Origin of the sequence: Novosphingobium sp. P6W (assembly GCF_000876675.2) — a bacterium.
Classification (GTDB): domain Bacteria; phylum Pseudomonadota; class Alphaproteobacteria; order Sphingomonadales; family Sphingomonadaceae; genus Novosphingobium.
This window is the reverse complement of the sequence record NZ_CP030352.1, coordinates 580,680-596,588: the sequence shown is the minus strand read 5'-3', so window position 1 is coordinate 596,588 and position 15,909 is coordinate 580,680. Positions and strand designations below refer to the sequence as shown.

The following is a 15,909-nucleotide window of genomic DNA, read 5'->3' as shown; positions in this document are numbered from 1 at the left end:
ACTAGCGAACCTGCCCTCGCTGACCGAACTTGGGCAGGCCCGCTTCAGGCGGCACGCTCAATCGACATAAATATCGCGCGCAGCCGCCCAGGCCACCATCTCGGCGCGCAGGTCGGCAGGCGGTGCCGCCATCCAGGCGTCCATGGCGGCGGTGATTTCGCCCAGGTCTACCTTGCCGACCAGTTCCTTGATCGGGCCGACCGCCGCCGGAGTGATCGACAGGCGACGGATACCCAGCCCCAGCAACGCCAGTGCTTCCAGGCGGCGCCCGCCCATTTCACCGCAGACGCTGATGTCCACCTTGGTGCCGTCAAGAGTGCGCACGACCCGCTTCAGGAACCGCAGGATCGCCGGGCTAAGCCAGTCGTAACGCTCAGCCAGCTTGGGGTTGGAACGATCGGCGGCGAACAGGAACTGGGTAAGGTCGTTGGTGCCGATCGAAAGGAACGCGATCTTCGGCGCGATCAGGTCGAGTTGCTCGGCCAAGGCGGGCACTTCGAGCATGACGCCGTACCTAATCGCCTCGGGCAGCACCTTCTTGCGCTTGCGCAGGTAATCGAGCTGACCGTCGAACACCGCCTTGGCAGCGTCGAACTCCCACGGTTCGGCTACCATCGGGAACATGACGTTGAGCTTGCGCCCTGCACCGGCCTCCAACAGCGCGCGGGCCTGTACCTTGAGCAGACCGTCGCGTTCGAGCGCGACGCGCAGCGCGCGCCAGCCCATCGCCGGGTTCTCCTCCCCCTCGCCGTCGTCATGGCGCAGATAAGGCAGCGTCTTGTCGCCGCCGATGTCGACCGTGCGAAACACCACCGGCCGCTCGCCCGCCGCTTCCATGACATCACGGTAGAGGCGGGTCTGCTTTTCACGCTGAGGCAGCGTGGCCGATACGAGGAATTGGAATTCGGTGCGGAACAGGCCGATGCCGTCCGCGCCGGTAAGGTTGAGGTTGGTGACATCGTCGCGCAGGCCCGCGTTGATCATCACGTTGATCCGGGTGCCGTCACGGGTCGTCGCCTGCACGTCGCGCAGGCCTGCATAGATGGCCTGTCGTTCACGGCTCCTGGCGAATCGGGCGTCGAAAGCCTCCAGCGAGCCGGGCGAGGGGCGCACGGTGGCGGCGCCCTGGTCGGCGTCGAGCAGGATCTGGTCGCCATCGCGCACGACGCCGCGCAGACCCCGTACACGCCCCAGCACCGGCACGCCCATGGCCCGCGCGACGATGACGACGTGGCTGGTGAGCGAGCCTTCCTCAAGGACAACGCCCTTGAGGCGCCGCCGGTCATATTCCAGCAGTTCGGCTGGGCCAAGGTTGCGCGCGATCAGGATCGCATCGTTGCGCAGGCCCATCGACGCCGCTGTGCCGAGCTGGCCCGAAACGATCCGCAGCAGGCGATTCGCCAGATCCTCCAGATCGTGCATGCGGTCTGCCAGCAGGGGATCGTCAATCTGGCGCATGCGCATGCGGGTGCGCTGCTGCACACGCTCGATCGCGGCTTCGGCGGTGAGGCCGCTGTCGATCGCCTCGTTGATGCGGCGCGTCCAGCCTTCGTCGTAGGCGAACATGCGGTAGGTCTCGAGAACCTCTTCGTGCTCGCCGCCGACACCGAATTCGGCCTGGTTGGCCATGCGGTCGATCTGTTCGCGCATGCGGTCGAAAGCGGTGATGACGCGCTGGCGTTCGGCCTCGGTATCCTCGGCGACGACGTGTTCGATCGTGACGCGCGGCTGATGATAGACCGCCACGCCAAGCGCGAGGCCCTTGACGAGCGTGAGCCCGTTCATCTGCACGGGGCCGGTCTGGCCCGCGCTTAGCGCCCGGGCATCTTCCTCATCGATAAGGTCGGCATTGGTGATGAGTTCGGACAGAACCATCGCCACCGTCTGCAACGCCTCGATCTCGACTTCTTCGTAGCGGCGCGGTTCCACATGCTGGACGCACAGCACGCCTACCGCGCGTTCGCGCCGCACGATCGGCACGCCCGCGAAGGAGTGATATTTGTCCTCGCCCGTTTCGGGCCGATACGAAAAGTCCGGGTGAGCGGCCGCTTCGGCCAGGTTGAGCGTGCCGGTCTGGTCGGCGATCGTGCCGACAAGGCCCTCACCCACAGCCATGCGCGTGACGTGCACGGCTTCCTGGGCAAGCCCGCGCGTTGCGAAAAGCTCCAGCATTCCCTCACGCAGGAGGTAGATCGAACAGACCTCGCTATCGAGGCTCTCTCCGATCACTTCCACCACGTTGTTGAGCTTGGCCTGCGCATTGCTGCGCGAGGCCATCACCTCGTGAAGGCGGGTGAGGATGGTTCTGGCTGCTTCGACGGCTCCACTCATACCCAGACGAGTAACGCAAAGGGATCGCTTTGGGAACGCAGCGGATGCCGTCGATTCAGGTAATTGGTATTATGTCGGGGATCTCCGGTGCGACCGGTGGATTCGTATGGGCGTAAAACGCCCCGGCGGTCTGGCCTTCAGCTTACAAGGCAGCTCAGGATCGGCGGTTAGAACCGTCCGATCTCCTCCTTGAGCGCGAGCTTTCTCTTCTTGAGGGCCTGGACCACCACGGCATCAGGCATCGGACGGCTCAATTCCTCGTGGATCTGCCGTTCAATGCCGGCATGCTTGAGCTGAAGAGCGCTGACGTGCGAACTATCCATGGACGGTTCCTCCTTATGGGGCCGGACCTGTGGCGAACGAGCTTCTGTCGAGTGACCCGAATTGGCGACTCGGCTTCGATGATCCGGCGCGAAAGGGAAGGAACCACATCCGGGGCACCTTGCGAAGACTCGTAATGCTTCATATCGGTGAATCGTATGAATCCTGCGCTGGGCAGGATTCGCGCCGTGCACTGCCCCGGGCCGTGCACGGATGGTCGCTCCAGCGCGCATTTTGTGATTGAGGAATTCCGGCGTGACCGAAGAGGAAATGCGCAAGCGCCTCGAAATCCTGAAGATTGAGCATCGCGATCTCGACGCGGCAATCGACGCTCTGATGGGGGCCGGGTCTGGCGATCAGCTCCAGATTGCCCGCATGAAGAAGCGCAAACTGCTTTTGAAGGACCAGATCAGCCAGATCGCGGATTACCTGATCCCGGACATTATCGCCTGAAACACTGACCCCGGCGCCTTCTGGACGCTCCTGACACCTGCGATTTCGCTCCGATTCAGGGTAATTGCGGTTAACGCGCCTTCGGCATGAAGCGTACCGATAGGGGACAGCGGGTTTTTTGCGCCGGATTTTGGCCGCAGCCCAGTTGCCGCCGACTCGCGGTTCGGAAATATGAAACCGTCATGTCCGAACCGGCCACCATCAATCCACGCATCGTCGAGGCGCTCTATTGCGAGGCGCTGCTCCTCTCGGACGAAGTGCGTGCCGCCTTCACGCTTTCCGGCAGGCCCGGCAGCGACTATGCGCAGGACGAGGACCTCGCCCGCATCGCGCTGTCGAGCGAAGGCCTGCGCACGACCACGCGCATGATGCACGCGATCGCCTGGCTACTCAATCACCGGGCCTTCTTCCGGCGTGAAATCAACGAGATGCAGCTTCGTCGCCATGGCCGCCTGTCATCCGACATGCGCCTCTCCGACCCGCAGCAGACCGCCCTGCTCGCCCCGGCGACCGCGCGCCTGGTGGAAACCACGCGCCGTTTCTACGAACGCCTGCTGCGCCTGGACCAGTCCTGGCGCATCATCGAACTGGCGGCCCCCAGCGCTCTGCAAAGCCTGCGCGACCGGATCGAACGTCGCATCGCCGGCTGAGAGTCCGTCTCGACAGGCAGGCCGGCAAACCCCATATCGCCGTCATGGACGCAAACCAGATCGGCGCAGACCAAATCGACCGGCCCTACACCGTGGCCGAACGCATCGGCCCGCTCGTCAGGCGGGTGCTGGCGCGCAACCCCTCGCCTTTCACCTATACCGGCACCCAGACCTACATCGTGGGCGAGGCCGGGGAAGTGGCAGTGATCGATCCCGGCCCGGACGAGCCGGAACACATCGCCGCGCTGGTCGAGGCGATCGGAACGGACAAGGTGATCGCGATCTCCTGCACCCACACCCACCGCGACCACTCGCCCGCTGCGGCGCCGCTCAGCGCGATCACCGGCGCGCCGATCGTCGGCTGCGCCCCGCTGGTGCTGAACGACGATGGCCCGCGCGCCGATGCCTCCTTCGACGGCGCTTATGCGCCCGACCGTGTTCTGCACGATAACGAGGCGCTGAAGGGTGAGGGGTGGACCCTGCGCGCCATCGCTACGCCGGGGCACACCTCGAACCACCTGTGCTTCGCGCTGGAGGAAACCGGCGCGCTGTTCACCGGCGACCATGTGATGGGCTGGTCCACCAGCGTCGTCTCCCCGCCCGACGGCGACATGAGCGACTACATGGCCAGCCTCTCCCGGCTCTACGAACGCGAGCAGGACGTGGTCTACTACCCTGCCCACGGCGCCGAAGTGACCAAGCCGCGCCAGCTTGTGCGCGGCATGATCGGCCACCGCCGCCAGCGCGAGCGCCAGATCCTGCGCCAGATCGAAGCAGGCCAGGCCCGGATCGCGGAAATGGTCCCCCTGATGTACAAGGGCGTGGACGAAAGACTGTGGCCGGCAGCAGGCCGCTCCGTGCTTGCCCACCTGATCGACCTGGAAAAGCGCGGCACCGTAACACGCAGCGAAGACCGCTGGGCGCTCGTCCCTGCCGACTAGCGATGATCGGGCACCTTTGCATTTTCCCCTTGGGTCCGGGCGCTCCCGTCCCTAGATAGGCCGCGTCCCGGCGCAAGGACCGGGGCGTAGTACCAGAGGGAATGCCATGACCGTTATGCCAGCCGACCTATCGGGCATAGACGTGCGCGCCGAGATCGAGCGGCTGCGCAAGGAACGCAATGCGGTCATCCTAGCCCACTACTACCAGCGCCCGGAACTGCAGGACCTTGCCGACTTCGTGGGCGACAGCCTCGAACTCAGCCGCAAGGCCGCCGAGACCGACGCCGATGTCATCGCCTTCTGCGGCGTGAAGTTCATGGCCGATACCGCCAAGATCCTCTCGCCGAACAAGATCGTGGTGCTGCCCGACATCAATGCCGGGTGCAGCCTGGAAGATTCGTGCCCGCCGGAAAAGTTCAAGGCTTTCCGCGAGGCGCACCCCGATCACATCGCGCTGACCTACATCAACTGCTCGACCGAGGTGAAGGCGTTGTCCGACATCATCGTCACCAGTTCCAGCGCCGAGACGATCCTCCAGCAGATCCCGGCGGACCAGAAGATCATCTTCGGCCCGGACCGGCATCTGGGCGGCTATCTTTCCCGCAAGTTCAACCGCGAGATGCTGCTGTGGCCGGGCGTGTGCATCGTCCACGAGGCGTTCAGCGAGACCGAGCTGCTCAAGCTGAAAGCCCAGCACCCGGGCGCACCGATCGCCGCGCACCCGGAATGCCCGCCGCACATTGTCGACCACGCCGACTACGTGGGTTCGACCAGCGGCATCCTGCAATATGCCCGCACGATCCCGCAGGACACGCTGATCGTCGCCACCGAACCGCACATCATTCACCAGATGCAGCTGTCGATCCCGAACAAGACCTTCATCGGTGCACCCGGCGCGGACGGCAACTGCAACTGCAATATCTGCCCCTACATGGCACTCAACACGCTGGAAAAGCTCTACATCGCCCTGCGCGATCTGACCCCGCGCGTGGAAATCGAGGAGCCCTTGCGCCTCGCCGCCAAGAAGAGCCTCGACCGCATGCTGGACATGGCGAGCGGCACCATCGGCAAGGGCGACCTCGGCACCCGCTAAGCGATCAGGCGCCCGCCGCCTGCCGCGCCCACGAGACGATCGCGCTGGCCGGCATCGCGCCGGACTGGCGGGCGACCTCGCGGCCCTTGCGGATGAGGATCATCGTCGGGATCGAGCGGATCGCATAGCGCCCGGCGATCGCGGATTCCGCCTCGGTATCCAGCTTGCCGAGGCGCATCCGCGGTTCCAGCTGCGCAGTGGCGGCGGTGAAGGCCGGGGCCATCTGGCGGCATGGCCCGCACCACGACGCCCAGAAATCCACCAGCAGCGGCAGGTCGCTCTTGCTCGCATGAGCATCGAAGTTGGCCGCAGTCAGGGTGACGGGCACGGCGGCGAACAGCGCATGGCCACACTTGCCGCATTTGCCGCCCGCGCCCAACCGGTCGGCGGGCAGGCGGTTAGCGGCTGCGCAGACGGGGCATACGACGATCATGCTGTCTTGTGACACCGGCCTGTCTCCCTTGCCGCTATCAAATCAGAATTCGGCTTCGCGCCATTCGCCCGGCGCCACGCCCTCCAGCGTCCAGTCACCGACGCGCCAGCGCACGAGGCGCAGGGTCGGATGGCCGACGGCGGCGGTCATGCGGCGGACCTGACGGTTGCGACCTTCGTAGATGGTCACCTCGATCCAGCAGTCAGGCACGCTCTTGCGAAAACGCACCGGCGGGGTGCGCGGCCATAGCTCTGGCTCGTCGATGCGGCGGGCCTTGGCGGGGCGGGTCATGCCGTCGTTCAGCGCCACGCCCTTGCACAGCGATGCGATGGCGGCCTCGTCCGGCTCTCCCTCCACCTGCACGAGATAGGTCTTCGCCGTCTTGAAACGCGGGTCGGCGATGCGCGACTGCAGGCGGCCGTCATCGGTCAGCAGCAGCAGCCCTTCGCTGTCACGGTCGAGCCGGCCGGCGGGATAGACGCCGGGCACGTCCACGAAATCCGACAGCGTCGCGCGCGGGGTGGGCGAACGCAGGTCGGTGAACTGCGAGAGTACATCGAACGGCTTGTTGAACAGTACGAGTCGCGCCATGCATTCAGTTCCTTGCAGCGGGTTTGTCGCCGGCCCTTGCGAGCACCAGCGCGAAAGCGAGCAATACCATGCCCGCCACATCGAGCGTGCTCAGCGTCTCCCCGAACGCCAGCCAGCCCACCGTCGCGGCAAGGGCGGGCTGCGCCATCAGCGCAAGGCCGATGATCAGCGGCGGGAAGTGCCTGAGCGAATAGATCAGGAAGCCCTGCCCGATCAACTGGCTGGAGATGGCCAGCGCGATCAGCGGGGTCCAGTTGCGGGGCATGATCGTCTCGCCCAGCAGGAGCGCGATGACGAGCATCACGGGCACGCTGGCGGCCGTCGATACGGCCAGCAGCGAATATTGTCCCAGACGCTCGCGCGCGGCGTTCAGCATGATGATGTAGAGCGCGTAGAATGCCCCGGCCAGCACGCAGAACAGATCACCCACGAGGTTGACGTGGCTGATCTCCAGCGAACCGCCCATCAGCATCCCCGCCCCGCCGAGCGCAGCGGCAATTGCCGCGATTTCAAGCGCACGCGGCGCACGGTGGGCAGTGAACAGCCCCCAGACCATCACGATCAGGCTTCCCGAATTGCCGAACAGCGAGGCATTGCCCAGCTTCGTCTGGACGATGCCGACGTGCCATGCGGCAAGGTCCAGCGCGAAGAACACGCCCGCTGCCACGACCAGGAGCAGCGTTCCGCGCCCCATCCGCCGCTGCGCCGAAGGTTCGCGCGAGGCCAGCAGCGCGATCACCGGCAGCGCCAGCGTCAGGCGCCAGAACCCGGCCGCGACCGGCCCGGTGTCCGAAAGACGCACCAGCCATGCCCCCAGCGCTAGCGCGACATTGGCCGCCAGCAGCGCCAACAGGTGGCGCGGCGTCCAGTCATGCCCGGCAGACGGCGGCGCAGACGGCTGGGATGGGTTCACAGTCATCGCTGCGCGTCCTAGCGGCCTTGCGAAGGCTCCGCACCTGTATAATGCCCTCTGCCTTGGCTACAGGGAAATGGCCGATCACCATCGCGGCGGTCGCCTATGCCATCTCCCTGCTCCAAAGCGTGCGGCGATCAGGACTTGGCCTTCAGAGCGCTCGACCTGAAGGTCAGGCCGCCTCATCCCCGCGCGTCTTCCACAAGGACCACACCACGCCGCCCGCGATCAGCGCCAGCGTCACCGCGAGGCTGAGCAACGGCGGGAACTTGGCGCCGCCCAGCGCGAAGTCGGCGATCAGGATCTTGCCGCCGATGAACACCAGCACCAGCGCCAGTGCGTACTTGAGGTAGTGGAAGCGGTGCACCATCGCCGCCAGCGCGAAGTACAGCGCGCGCAGGCCCAGGATCGCCATGATGTTCGAGGTGTAGACGATGAACGTGTCGGTCGTGATCGAGAAGATCGCCGGCACCGAATCCACCGCGAAGACCAGATCGGCGAGGTTGATGACCACCAGCGCCAGGAACAACGGCGTCGCGGCCCAGACCTGCACGCCCTTCGCATCGACTTCGCGCACGAAGAAGTGCTCGCCGTGGTGAGCCTTGGTCACGCGCATGTGCCGCGAAATCCAGCGGATCACCGGGTTGTTGCCGATGTCAGGGGTTTCGTCGCTGGCGAACAGCATCTTCACGCCGGTGAAGATCAGGAACGCCGCGAAGATATACATGACCCAGTGCGCCTGCGAGACGAGCGCAGCGCCGCCCGCGATCATCAGACCGCGCAGCACGATCACCGCCAGGATACCCCACAGAAGGGCGCGGTACTGGTACTTGGGCGCGATCGCGAAGAAGCCGAAGATCATCGATATGACGAAGACGTTATCGATCGAAAGCGCCTTCTCGATGAAGTAGCCGGTGTAGTAGTCGATCGCCGGGGCAGAGCCCTTGGCCCACCAGATCCAGCCGCCGAACGCCATGGCAATGGCGATGTAGAACAGCGACAGCTTCAGCGATTCGGCGATGCCCATCTCGCGGTCGTCCTTGTGCAGGACGCCGAGGTCGAAGGCGGTGAGAATGAGGACGAGGGCGGCAAACGCCAGCCAGAACCAGGCAGGCGTGCCCAGCCAGAGTGTGAAGAGAAATTCCATGAATTTACGCCCGAACGGGGCCGGTCAAGGCCGAGGGGAACAGCAGCGCCGGCACCCGCAAAGGCGCGCCGGCGACGGCGGACTACAGGCCCACTGCAAGGTGCGGCGGGAACGCGAAAAGGCGCGCAAGCCTGCCCCTCAGTCTGCGTTTGCGTTTTTCCAGGCGGGCGACCGCCAACGGGTCGACGAAGCGGCTTGCCCCCGTGCGTTTGATCACGGCGTCCAGCTTCTGGTGAAGCTCGAGCAGGCGGTACATGCGATCGGTCATTACAAATCCCTATCGAACTAGAGTGGGTTCGATCGGATGAAGCGGGCGGGAGTTGCGTGACAAATCAATGCCAGAGCGTGTGTGGTCCTGCACCGGTTTCACCCGATGCGGTCCGACATCACGAGGTGCAGAAATCATGTCCTGCACCGCGCCAGAGGGGCCCGGCCCGCAAACTGCTTTATACGGGCGGATCGCCGAGATTTCAAGCCCGCCCCCTCACCAGTGCTTTCGGCGACGTTGACGGGCTCCCCCAATCCGATATTAATGTGATATCACTTTGAGAGGGGTCTCGCCGATGTCCGATTCGCATCTGCCCATCAACGCCAGCCGGGAACGCCTGGCCTCGGCACGTAGCGGCTATGTCATGCTGGCGGTGTTTCTGGTGCTGCTGGCGGCTACTTTCACGTCCATCGCCAGCCTGGCGTCAAGCGCTGACCCGGGGCCGGGCACGATTACGGCGTTCCTTGCCTTCGTGCTTCCCGCCGTGATCGTGCAGGTGCTGATCCTCAGCGGTTTCTACATGATCCAGCCCAACCAGGCCGCCGCCGTCACCCTGTTCGGCAGCTATCGCGGCACTGACCGTATTGCCGGGCTGCGCTGGGTCTGGCCGTGGATGGGCAAGACCAAGATCTCCGTCCGCTCGAACAACGTCGTCTCCGAAAAGCTCAAAGTGAACGACCTGCGCGGCAATCCGATCGAGATCGCCACTAACGTGGTCTGGCGCGTCGCCGACACCGCGCAGGCGCTCTACGATGTGGACGATTACAAGACCTTCGTGAACGTGCAGATCGAATCCGCTGTCCGCTCGATCGGCTCGCGCTATGCCTATGACGACGTCGAAGACGCCGAGATCACCCTGCGCGGCAGCCATACCCAGGTAAACGCGGAGCTGCGCACCGAACTGATCGAGCGTCTGCAGGTCGCCGGCCTTACCGTGGACGAATGCGGCCTCACCCACCTCGCCTACGCGCCAGAGATCGCCGGGGCCATGCTGCGCCGCCAGCAGGCCGAAGCGGTGATCGGCGCGCGGCGCAAGCTGGTGGAAGGCGCGGTCTCGATGGTGGAGATGGCGCTCGCGCAGCTTTCCGAGAAGAACGTGGTCGAACTCGACGATGAGCGCCGTGCAGCCATGGTCTCCAACCTGATGGTCGTGCTGTGCGGAGAGCGTGAAGCGCAGCCAGTCCTCAACGCCGGCACACTCTACCAGTAAGTCTCAGATGGCGTCACCCGGCAAAAAGGCTTTCGCGCTCCGTCTCGATCCCGCGCTGTTCCAGGCGCTGGAACGGGCGGCAGCGGCCGACTTGCGCTCGGTCAACGCGCAGGTCGAAGTTCTGCTGCGCGAGGCGCTCGCCCGGCGCGGGGTGAAGCTCGAAGTTGCGCAGCCGCCCCGTCGCGGCCGGCCACCCAGGGAGGCGAACGATGCTCCCTATGATGGATGAATGCGGCGCCTGATCCGCCATGAGAAGCGGCAAAAGACCCTCCCCCTGACCCCTCCTGCCAGCAAGAAGGAGGCAGCCTGCCCCTTGCCACCGGCGTCCTTGCCCCCTAGCTCGGGGGTGATGGCATATGCTTTTGCCTTGCTGGCGCGCCTGCGCATCTGGCCCCTGCTGCTGCTCGCCGCCATCGGCGTGCAGGCAGCGGAGCCTATTCGCGCGCCTTTGGAGCGGGTCCAGGGTTCCGCTTTCAGCGCCTCGACGCTGGACGTGGCGCTTGGCAGCGCTCGGCGGGTTCAAAGCCATCTGGCGGCGCCTGCACAGCCGCTGCCCCTGCCGCCAGTCGCAGCGGCGAACGTCGCCACGGCGACAACGCGCTTCGCCATCGCCCCGTCTGCACACCAGCGCCCTGAGGCCCGCGGCCCGCCGCCGCGCGGCCACCCGGCACGCCTGCCAGACAGCACCGCTCCCCCGATCGCCTGAACCGGTCCCGACCCGGCGCGTCTTTTCGCGCGCCCTGATCCCTACCGTTTTCAGGAAGATTATCTCATGGCTACCAAATCCACAGGCGTGGTTCACGCCCCCGTGCACGCTGATGAACGCGCGCAAGTCACCGAACTGCTCGCCCGCTACCCCGACTTGTCCGAGCGCGAGCTGGACGCGGTCAAGACTTGGTTCAAGCGCACCGCCGGGCCGCTCGACGTCGGAATGCTCGCCAGCGACACCACCATCGCCGAACAGTACCGCGCCTATCGCAAGGACCATCATGACCGCTTCTCGGCCAGGGACATCGGCATTGCCGCCGTTTTCCTGGCCATCACGGCCTCTATCGTGGGCCTGATCGCGATGATGTCGAACTGATTGGCGGTACCGGAGCGCGAGGCATCTATCCCGTGCCTGCGCTCCGGTCAGCCTATGCAGCTGCTGCTCCCTAGAGCTTGGCGAACAGCGCCAGCATGTGCTGCCAGGCGCGGTCCGCTTCGCTGGGATCGTATGCAGGGGAATCGGGCACGCACCAGCCATGGTCGGCGCCGTATACCTCGATCTGCGCCGGGCGGCCGGCAGCGTCAGCGGCCTTGCGCAGTTCGGTCTTGGCCTCGGGTTGTTTGCCATCGTCGTTGCGGGCGATCGCGAAGAGGTAGCTGGCCTTCGTACCGGCCAGCAGCCGGTGCGGGCTATCTGCCTCGTTCGTCACCAGTCCGGCGCCGTGCAGCGATGCTGCCGCGCCCACGCGGGCCGGAACCGCCGCCGCAGTACGAACGGTGAAGGGACCTCCCATGCAATAGCCATTGCTGCCGATCCCGCGCTTCTTGTCGACCGCTTTCTGCCCATCGAGGAAAGCGACATAAGCGCCGGCATCGCGCGTAATCGCATCGGGAGTGAGCAGCGCGCGCATCGGCGCGATCTTCGCCTGTCCTTCGGGCGTGCGGTATTCCGAGAAGCTCTTCATCACCGGCGCCGGCCCGGAGCGGTAATACTGGTTCACCACCAGCACCGCATAGCCTTGCGCAGCGAGGCTACGGGCCATGATCTTCTTGACGTCGCGCAGGCCCGCGATGTCCGGCCACATGACGATACCGGGATGGACGCCCTTGCCGGGGTGGACGAAGAAAGCATCGCACACGCCGTCTGCCGTGGTGATGGAAACCATCTTCTCGCTGACCGACGCGCCGCCCTCGGCCGCGATGGAGCCGGTGCAGCCGACCAGCGCGGCGCTGGCGCCCAGCGCAGCGAACTCGCGCCGGTTGAGACCGCGCCTGGCGAGTTGAGCGGCTTCTGCCTCGGCGGTGAATTCGTCACACATGCATTTGTCTCCGCAAAATCTGCCCTGCAGCGCCGTCAAGGTAATCGGGGTTCATCCCGGAAGCGAGCCCCCGCTTCGCCCCGGCGGATTTTTCGCACCGGATGGACAGCGCGCAGCCCATGCGACACGTTCAAGCCAACAAGAACGAAGGCTGGGAGAATGGAAATGAGCACGCTCGATCTGGTGGACCCCGAACTCCTGCCCGGACTGGAAATGCTGCCGACCTTCACCTTCAACACCGAAATGCTGGGCCAGATTCGCCAGATGATGGGCCTGCGCCCCGCCCCGCAGGCAGAGGAACTGGGCTGCCTGATGGAGCGCTACGTTCTACCCTCGCCCGAAGGCCACGAAGTGCCGGTGATAGTCTATCGCCCCCGCGACCTGCCAGCGCAGGCCCCTGCCCTCCTCCACATCCACGGCGGCGGCTATGTCATCGGTTCGGCCGATACGATGTCGCTGGCCAGCGCCGCCCTGGCGCTGGAGCTTAACTGCCTCGTCGCTTCAGTAGATTACCGCCTCGCACCCGATACCGTGCATCCGGGCCCGGTGGAGGACTGCTACCTCGCGCTGCAATGGCTGCACGCGCAGGCAGATGCATTCGCCGTCGATACCGCGCGCATCGCCATCACCGGAGAGAGCGCAGGCGGCGGCCTTGCGGCGGCGCTGGCGCTGCTCGCCCGCGACCGGGGTGGTCCGGCAATCTGCCACCAGCACCTGATCTACCCGATGATCGACGACCGCACCTGCCGGGAAAGCGCCGGTCCAAACACCGGGCACCACGTCTGGACGCCCGAATCCAACGTATTCGGCTGGACATCGCTGCTCGGGGTGCCCGCCGGCAGCGAGGGCGTATCCCCCTATGCCGCAGCATCGCGCGCCGAAGACCTTTCCGGCCTTCCGCCTGCCTTCATTGCTGTGGGCGCGCTGGATCTCTTCATGGAGGAGGACATCGACTACGCCCGCCGCCTCGCCAAAGCCGGGGTTCCGATGGAACTGCACGTCTATCCCGGCGCCTACCACGGCTTCGACATGGTGAGCGATGCGGCGATTTCTCGCCAAGCCCGGATGAACTCCCTCGCCGCGTTTGGCCGGGCGTTCAATCGCCGTTGAAATTAAGCTCCAGGTTCACCGCATTGGGATCGGTCAGGAAAATCTGCCGCAGGCCGACGTTCGCCAGGTCGTTGATACGGTAGTCGACCGACATTTCCTCCAGCCGCTCGCACGTCGCGGCAAAACCCTCGCAGCGCAGGGCGACGTGATGGAGAGCGTTGGTCAGCGCGCCGGGGCGATAGGCCTCGAAGCGCTCGCCAGCCGAAAGGCGGTCGACAAGGTGGACAATCGGATGGTCGGTCGCATCGCGCATCCAGTATCCAGCGATGCCCATGCGGATCGCCGGGTTCTCGCTACGCCGAAGGCCGAGGAGACGTTCGTAAAAGCTGGCCGTCGCCTCGAGATCGTCGGTCAGGATGTTGACGTGATCTATGCCGCTCACCCGCATGGCGCTCTCCCCTTATCGTTACGGGCAGTCTTGCGCATGGCGGGGTTTACGGCAAGCCGCTTCGCCGCATCAGCTCCTGAACACCACCGTGCGCGATCCGTTGATGAGCACCCGGTCTTCCAGGTGGAGGCGCACTGCTTCGGCCAGGACCCGGCGCTCGATATCGCGGCCCTTGCGAACCATGTCCTCAGGCGTGTTGGCATGGGTTACGGCCTCCACGTCCTGATGGATGATCGGACCTTCATCGAGGTCGGCGGTGACGTAGTGCGCGGTCGCGCCGATCATTTTCACGCCGCGCGCATGGGCCTGGTGATAGGGCTTGGCGCCCTTGAATCCGGGCAGAAACGAGTGGTGGATGTTGATGCAGCGGCCTGAAAGCCAGCCCGCCATCTCGTCCGAGAGGATCTGCATGTAGCGCGCCAGCACCACCAGTTCGGCGCGGGTATCCTCTACCAGAGCGCGGACCTGGGCCTCCTGCTCGGCCTTGGCGCCCTTTTCCACCGGCAGGTAATGGAAGGGAATGTCGCCGATCATCAGCGTATTCACCGCATCGCGCGGGTGGTTGGAGACGATTCCCACCACCTCCATCGCGATCTCGCCGATGCGCTGACGATAGAGCAGGTCGACCAGGCAATGGTCGAACTTGCTGACCATCAGCAGCACCCGGCGCGGCCGGTCGCGCCGCAGCATCGACCAGGCCATGCCGTATTCGTGCGCGATCGGGCCGAAACCCTCGCCGATTTCCTCGCGGTCAGCCGCGCCTGGATCAAACGCCACGCGCATGAAGAACTTGTCTTCGGCGAGGTCGTTGAACTGCTGCGCCTCGATGATGTTGCAGCCCATCCGTGCGAGATAGCCTGTCACCCGCGCGACGATGCCCGGACGGTCGGCGCACGAAAGCGCCAGAATCAACGGTTCAGGCATCGCGCGCGTTCCTTCAGGCGGCGATGACGGGAGCGCCGGCGCGGTTGCCCAGGGCAGCCTCGCTCTCAGCCATGAGCGCGGCGATGATCTCGTTCACCGGCTCTTCCTTGCTGACCATGCCAACCGACTGGCCAGCCATGATCGAGCCGCTCTCGATGTCGCCGTCGATCGCGGCACGGCGCAGGGCGCCGGCCCAGAAGCGCTCGATCTGGAGCTGGGCCTCGCCCATGTCGACTTCGCCGGCATCGAGCAGCTTTGCCACGGCGACCTGCTTGGCGGTGAATTCCTCAGTGCCCTTGTTCTTGAGCGCACGCACCGGGATCACCGGCAGGCGCGGATCGACCTGCACCGAAGCGACAGCCTCACGCGCCGAAGCACGGAAGAAGGCTTTCTTGAAAGCCGGGTGCGCGACCGATTCGGTAGCGCAGGCGAAACGCGTCCCCAACTGAACGCCGGCCGCGCCCATTTCGAGGTAACCCGCAATCGCCTCGCCCCGGCCGATGCCGCCGGCCACGAACACGAGGTGGTCTGCGGCCAGCGTGGGCAGGATTTCCTGTGCGAGGACCGATGTGGAAACCGGGCCGATGTGGCCGCCCGCTTCTGACCCTTCGATCACCAGCGCGTCCGCGCCCGAGCGCAGCAGCTTCTTGCCCAGCGCCAGCGTGGGCGCGAAGCAGATGACCTTGGCGCCGCTTTCCTTGATCGCCTCGACGCTGCCCTTTGGCGGAATTCCCCCAGCCAGCACCACATGGGTGACGCCGTGACGCGCGCAGACCTCGATCAGTTCGAACAGGTCCGGGTGCATGGTGATGAGGTTCACGCCGAAAGGCTTGGCGGTGAGCGTCTTGGTCGCGGCGATCTCGGCATCGAGCAGCGCGGGCGTCATCGCCCCGCACGCGATCACGCCGAAGCCTCCCGCATTGCTGATCGCCGAGACGAGGTTGCGTTCGGAAACCCAGGACATTGCCCCGCAAAGGATCGCGGTTTCGCTGCCGAGGAATTCGCATCCGCGCGCCATCAGCGCCGAAGTCTTGGAATGTGCGGTCATGAGTTTCCCATAGCCCGGGTTTTATACAGTGGTTGCGCCATAGGATGACGAGTCGCCCCGC

At 65.3% G+C, this 15,909-nt stretch carries 20 protein-coding genes; 9 read left to right on the top strand and 11 right to left on the bottom strand.

Going from position 1 to position 15,909, the window contains the following annotated elements; genetic code table 11:
* Positions 1-57: 57 nt before the first annotated feature.
* Complete coding sequence (gene ptsP, locus TQ38_RS02950) at positions 58-2,331, bottom strand: phosphoenolpyruvate--protein phosphotransferase (protein WP_043980370.1); 2,274 nt, start codon at positions 2,329-2,331, stop codon at positions 58-60.
* A 167-nt stretch (positions 2,332-2,498) separates the two neighbouring features.
* Positions 2,499-2,654, bottom strand: coding sequence for a YdcH family protein (locus tag TQ38_RS02945; protein ID WP_082057986.1), 156 nt, complete (start codon positions 2,652-2,654; stop codon positions 2,499-2,501).
* 253 nt (positions 2,655-2,907) lie between these two features.
* Between TQ38_RS02945 and TQ38_RS02940 the strand changes: the two genes are divergently transcribed.
* The 4 genes from TQ38_RS02940 (at position 2,908) to nadA (ending at position 5,789) form a co-directional block, all read left to right on the top strand.
* Positions 2,908-3,105 (top strand): YdcH family protein, encoded by a 198-nt coding sequence (locus tag TQ38_RS02940; RefSeq protein WP_043980368.1) that lies wholly within the window; start codon positions 2,908-2,910, stop codon positions 3,103-3,105.
* Between the two features lie 182 nt (positions 3,106-3,287).
* Positions 3,288-3,755 carry a DUF1465 family protein gene (locus tag TQ38_RS02935; RefSeq protein ID WP_043980366.1) on the top strand — a complete coding sequence of 156 codons (468 nt, stop codon included), beginning with the start codon at positions 3,288-3,290 and terminating at the stop codon, positions 3,753-3,755.
* A gap of 44 nt (positions 3,756-3,799) precedes the next feature.
* Positions 3,800-4,696 (top strand): MBL fold metallo-hydrolase, encoded by an 897-nt coding sequence (locus TQ38_RS02930; protein ID WP_043980364.1) that lies wholly within the window; start codon positions 3,800-3,802, stop codon positions 4,694-4,696.
* Positions 4,697-4,802: 106 nt separating this feature from the next.
* Positions 4,803-5,789 (top strand): quinolinate synthase NadA, encoded by a 987-nt coding sequence (nadA, locus tag TQ38_RS02925; RefSeq protein ID WP_043980362.1) that lies wholly within the window; start codon positions 4,803-4,805, stop codon positions 5,787-5,789.
* A 4-nt stretch (positions 5,790-5,793) separates the two neighbouring features.
* Here nadA and trxC read toward each other — a convergent pair whose 3' ends face one another.
* The 5 genes from trxC to TQ38_RS02900 form a co-directional block, all read right to left on the bottom strand.
* Positions 5,794-6,222, bottom strand: a complete 429-nt coding sequence (gene trxC, locus TQ38_RS02920; protein WP_043980361.1) for a thioredoxin TrxC — start codon at positions 6,220-6,222, stop codon at positions 5,794-5,796.
* Between the two features lie 42 nt (positions 6,223-6,264).
* Positions 6,265-6,813 carry a pseudouridine synthase gene (locus TQ38_RS02915; protein ID WP_043980359.1) on the bottom strand — a complete coding sequence of 183 codons (549 nt, stop codon included), beginning with the start codon at positions 6,811-6,813 and terminating at the stop codon, positions 6,265-6,267.
* Between the two features lie 4 nt (positions 6,814-6,817).
* Positions 6,818-7,732: a DMT family transporter gene (locus tag TQ38_RS02910; RefSeq protein ID WP_043980357.1), complete on the bottom strand. Its 915-nt coding sequence runs from the start codon at positions 7,730-7,732 to the stop codon at positions 6,818-6,820.
* 166 nt (positions 7,733-7,898) lie between these two features.
* Positions 7,899-8,873, bottom strand: coding sequence for a TerC family protein (locus TQ38_RS02905; protein ID WP_043980355.1), 975 nt, complete (start codon positions 8,871-8,873; stop codon positions 7,899-7,901).
* A gap of 82 nt (positions 8,874-8,955) precedes the next feature.
* Positions 8,956-9,141, bottom strand: coding sequence for a hypothetical protein (locus tag TQ38_RS02900; RefSeq protein ID WP_043980353.1), 186 nt, complete (start codon positions 9,139-9,141; stop codon positions 8,956-8,958).
* A 295-nt stretch (positions 9,142-9,436) separates the two neighbouring features.
* Between TQ38_RS02900 and TQ38_RS02895 the strand changes: the two genes are divergently transcribed.
* The 4 genes from TQ38_RS02895 to TQ38_RS02880 all read left to right on the top strand — a co-directional run bounded on the left by TQ38_RS02895 (position 9,437) and on the right by TQ38_RS02880 (position 11,435).
* The gene (locus TQ38_RS02895; RefSeq protein WP_043980351.1) at positions 9,437-10,351 is read left to right on the top strand and encodes an SPFH domain-containing protein; all 915 of its coding nucleotides are present in this window, start codon (positions 9,437-9,439) and stop codon (positions 10,349-10,351) included.
* Between the two features lie 7 nt (positions 10,352-10,358).
* On the top strand, positions 10,359-10,580 hold the full coding sequence (locus TQ38_RS02890) for a hypothetical protein (RefSeq protein ID WP_043980349.1): 222 nt from the start codon (positions 10,359-10,361) through the stop codon (positions 10,578-10,580).
* Positions 10,581-10,700: 120 nt separating this feature from the next.
* Entirely contained in the window at positions 10,701-11,057 is a 357-nt protein-coding gene (locus TQ38_RS02885) for a hypothetical protein (protein WP_043980346.1), read from the top strand.
* Between the two features lie 66 nt (positions 11,058-11,123).
* Positions 11,124-11,435 carry a hypothetical protein gene (locus tag TQ38_RS02880; protein ID WP_043980345.1) on the top strand — a complete coding sequence of 104 codons (312 nt, stop codon included), beginning with the start codon at positions 11,124-11,126 and terminating at the stop codon, positions 11,433-11,435.
* A 70-nt stretch (positions 11,436-11,505) separates the two neighbouring features.
* Here the strand turns inward: TQ38_RS02880 and TQ38_RS02875 are convergent, their stop codons facing one another.
* A complete protein-coding gene (locus TQ38_RS02875) occupies positions 11,506-12,378 on the bottom strand; it encodes a dienelactone hydrolase family protein (RefSeq protein ID WP_043980343.1) in 873 nt (290 codons plus the stop codon).
* 165 nt (positions 12,379-12,543) lie between these two features.
* Here TQ38_RS02875 and TQ38_RS02870 point away from each other — a divergent pair, with 165 nt between their 5' ends.
* A complete protein-coding gene (locus TQ38_RS02870) occupies positions 12,544-13,488 on the top strand; it encodes an alpha/beta hydrolase (RefSeq protein WP_043980341.1) in 945 nt (314 codons plus the stop codon).
* Here TQ38_RS02870 and TQ38_RS02865 read toward each other — a convergent pair.
* From TQ38_RS02865 to TQ38_RS02855, 3 genes are all read right to left on the bottom strand, one after another.
* Positions 13,475-13,876: a VOC family protein gene (locus TQ38_RS02865; RefSeq protein WP_043980339.1), complete on the bottom strand. Its 402-nt coding sequence runs from the start codon at positions 13,874-13,876 to the stop codon at positions 13,475-13,477. The genes TQ38_RS02870 and TQ38_RS02865 overlap by 14 nt on opposite strands.
* Positions 13,877-13,945: 69 nt before the next feature.
* Complete coding sequence (gene purU / locus TQ38_RS02860; RefSeq protein ID WP_043980337.1) at positions 13,946-14,800, bottom strand: formyltetrahydrofolate deformylase; 855 nt, start codon at positions 14,798-14,800, stop codon at positions 13,946-13,948.
* Between the two features lie 13 nt (positions 14,801-14,813).
* On the bottom strand, positions 14,814-15,848 hold the full coding sequence (locus TQ38_RS02855) for a nitronate monooxygenase family protein (RefSeq protein WP_043980335.1): 1,035 nt from the start codon (positions 15,846-15,848) through the stop codon (positions 14,814-14,816).
* Positions 15,849-15,909: the final 61 nt, after the last annotated feature.

Coding starts and splice junctions, on each gene's coding strand:
- ptsP (WP_043980370.1), bottom strand. CDS start 2,331: ATGAGTGGAGCCGTCGAAGCAGCCAGAACCATCCTCACCCGCCTTCAC.
- TQ38_RS02945 (WP_082057986.1), bottom strand. CDS start 2,654: ATGGATAGTTCGCACGTCAGCGCTCTTCAGCTCAAGCATGCCGGCATT.
- TQ38_RS02935 (WP_043980366.1), top strand. CDS start 3,288: ATGTCCGAACCGGCCACCATCAATCCACGCATCGTCGAGGCGCTCTAT.
- TQ38_RS02930 (WP_043980364.1), top strand. CDS start 3,800: ATGGACGCAAACCAGATCGGCGCAGACCAAATCGACCGGCCCTACACC.
- nadA (WP_043980362.1), top strand. CDS start 4,803: ATGACCGTTATGCCAGCCGACCTATCGGGCATAGACGTGCGCGCCGAG.
- trxC (WP_043980361.1), bottom strand. CDS start 6,222: ATGATCGTCGTATGCCCCGTCTGCGCAGCCGCTAACCGCCTGCCCGCC.
- TQ38_RS02915 (WP_043980359.1), bottom strand. CDS start 6,813: ATGGCGCGACTCGTACTGTTCAACAAGCCGTTCGATGTACTCTCGCAG.
- TQ38_RS02910 (WP_043980357.1), bottom strand. CDS start 7,732: ATGACTGTGAACCCATCCCAGCCGTCTGCGCCGCCGTCTGCCGGGCAT.
- TQ38_RS02905 (WP_043980355.1), bottom strand. CDS start 8,873: ATGGAATTTCTCTTCACACTCTGGCTGGGCACGCCTGCCTGGTTCTGG.
- TQ38_RS02900 (WP_043980353.1), bottom strand. CDS start 9,141: ATGACCGATCGCATGTACCGCCTGCTCGAGCTTCACCAGAAGCTGGAC.
- TQ38_RS02895 (WP_043980351.1), top strand. CDS start 9,437: ATGTCCGATTCGCATCTGCCCATCAACGCCAGCCGGGAACGCCTGGCC.
- TQ38_RS02890 (WP_043980349.1), top strand. CDS start 10,359: ATGGCGTCACCCGGCAAAAAGGCTTTCGCGCTCCGTCTCGATCCCGCG.
- TQ38_RS02885 (WP_043980346.1), top strand. CDS start 10,701: ATGGCATATGCTTTTGCCTTGCTGGCGCGCCTGCGCATCTGGCCCCTG.
- TQ38_RS02880 (WP_043980345.1), top strand. CDS start 11,124: ATGGCTACCAAATCCACAGGCGTGGTTCACGCCCCCGTGCACGCTGAT.
- TQ38_RS02875 (WP_043980343.1), bottom strand. CDS start 12,378: ATGTGTGACGAATTCACCGCCGAGGCAGAAGCCGCTCAACTCGCCAGG.
- TQ38_RS02870 (WP_043980341.1), top strand. CDS start 12,544: ATGAGCACGCTCGATCTGGTGGACCCCGAACTCCTGCCCGGACTGGAA.
- TQ38_RS02865 (WP_043980339.1), bottom strand. CDS start 13,876: ATGCGGGTGAGCGGCATAGATCACGTCAACATCCTGACCGACGATCTC.
- purU (WP_043980337.1), bottom strand. CDS start 14,800: ATGCCTGAACCGTTGATTCTGGCGCTTTCGTGCGCCGACCGTCCGGGC.
- TQ38_RS02855 (WP_043980335.1), bottom strand. CDS start 15,848: ATGACCGCACATTCCAAGACTTCGGCGCTGATGGCGCGCGGATGCGAA.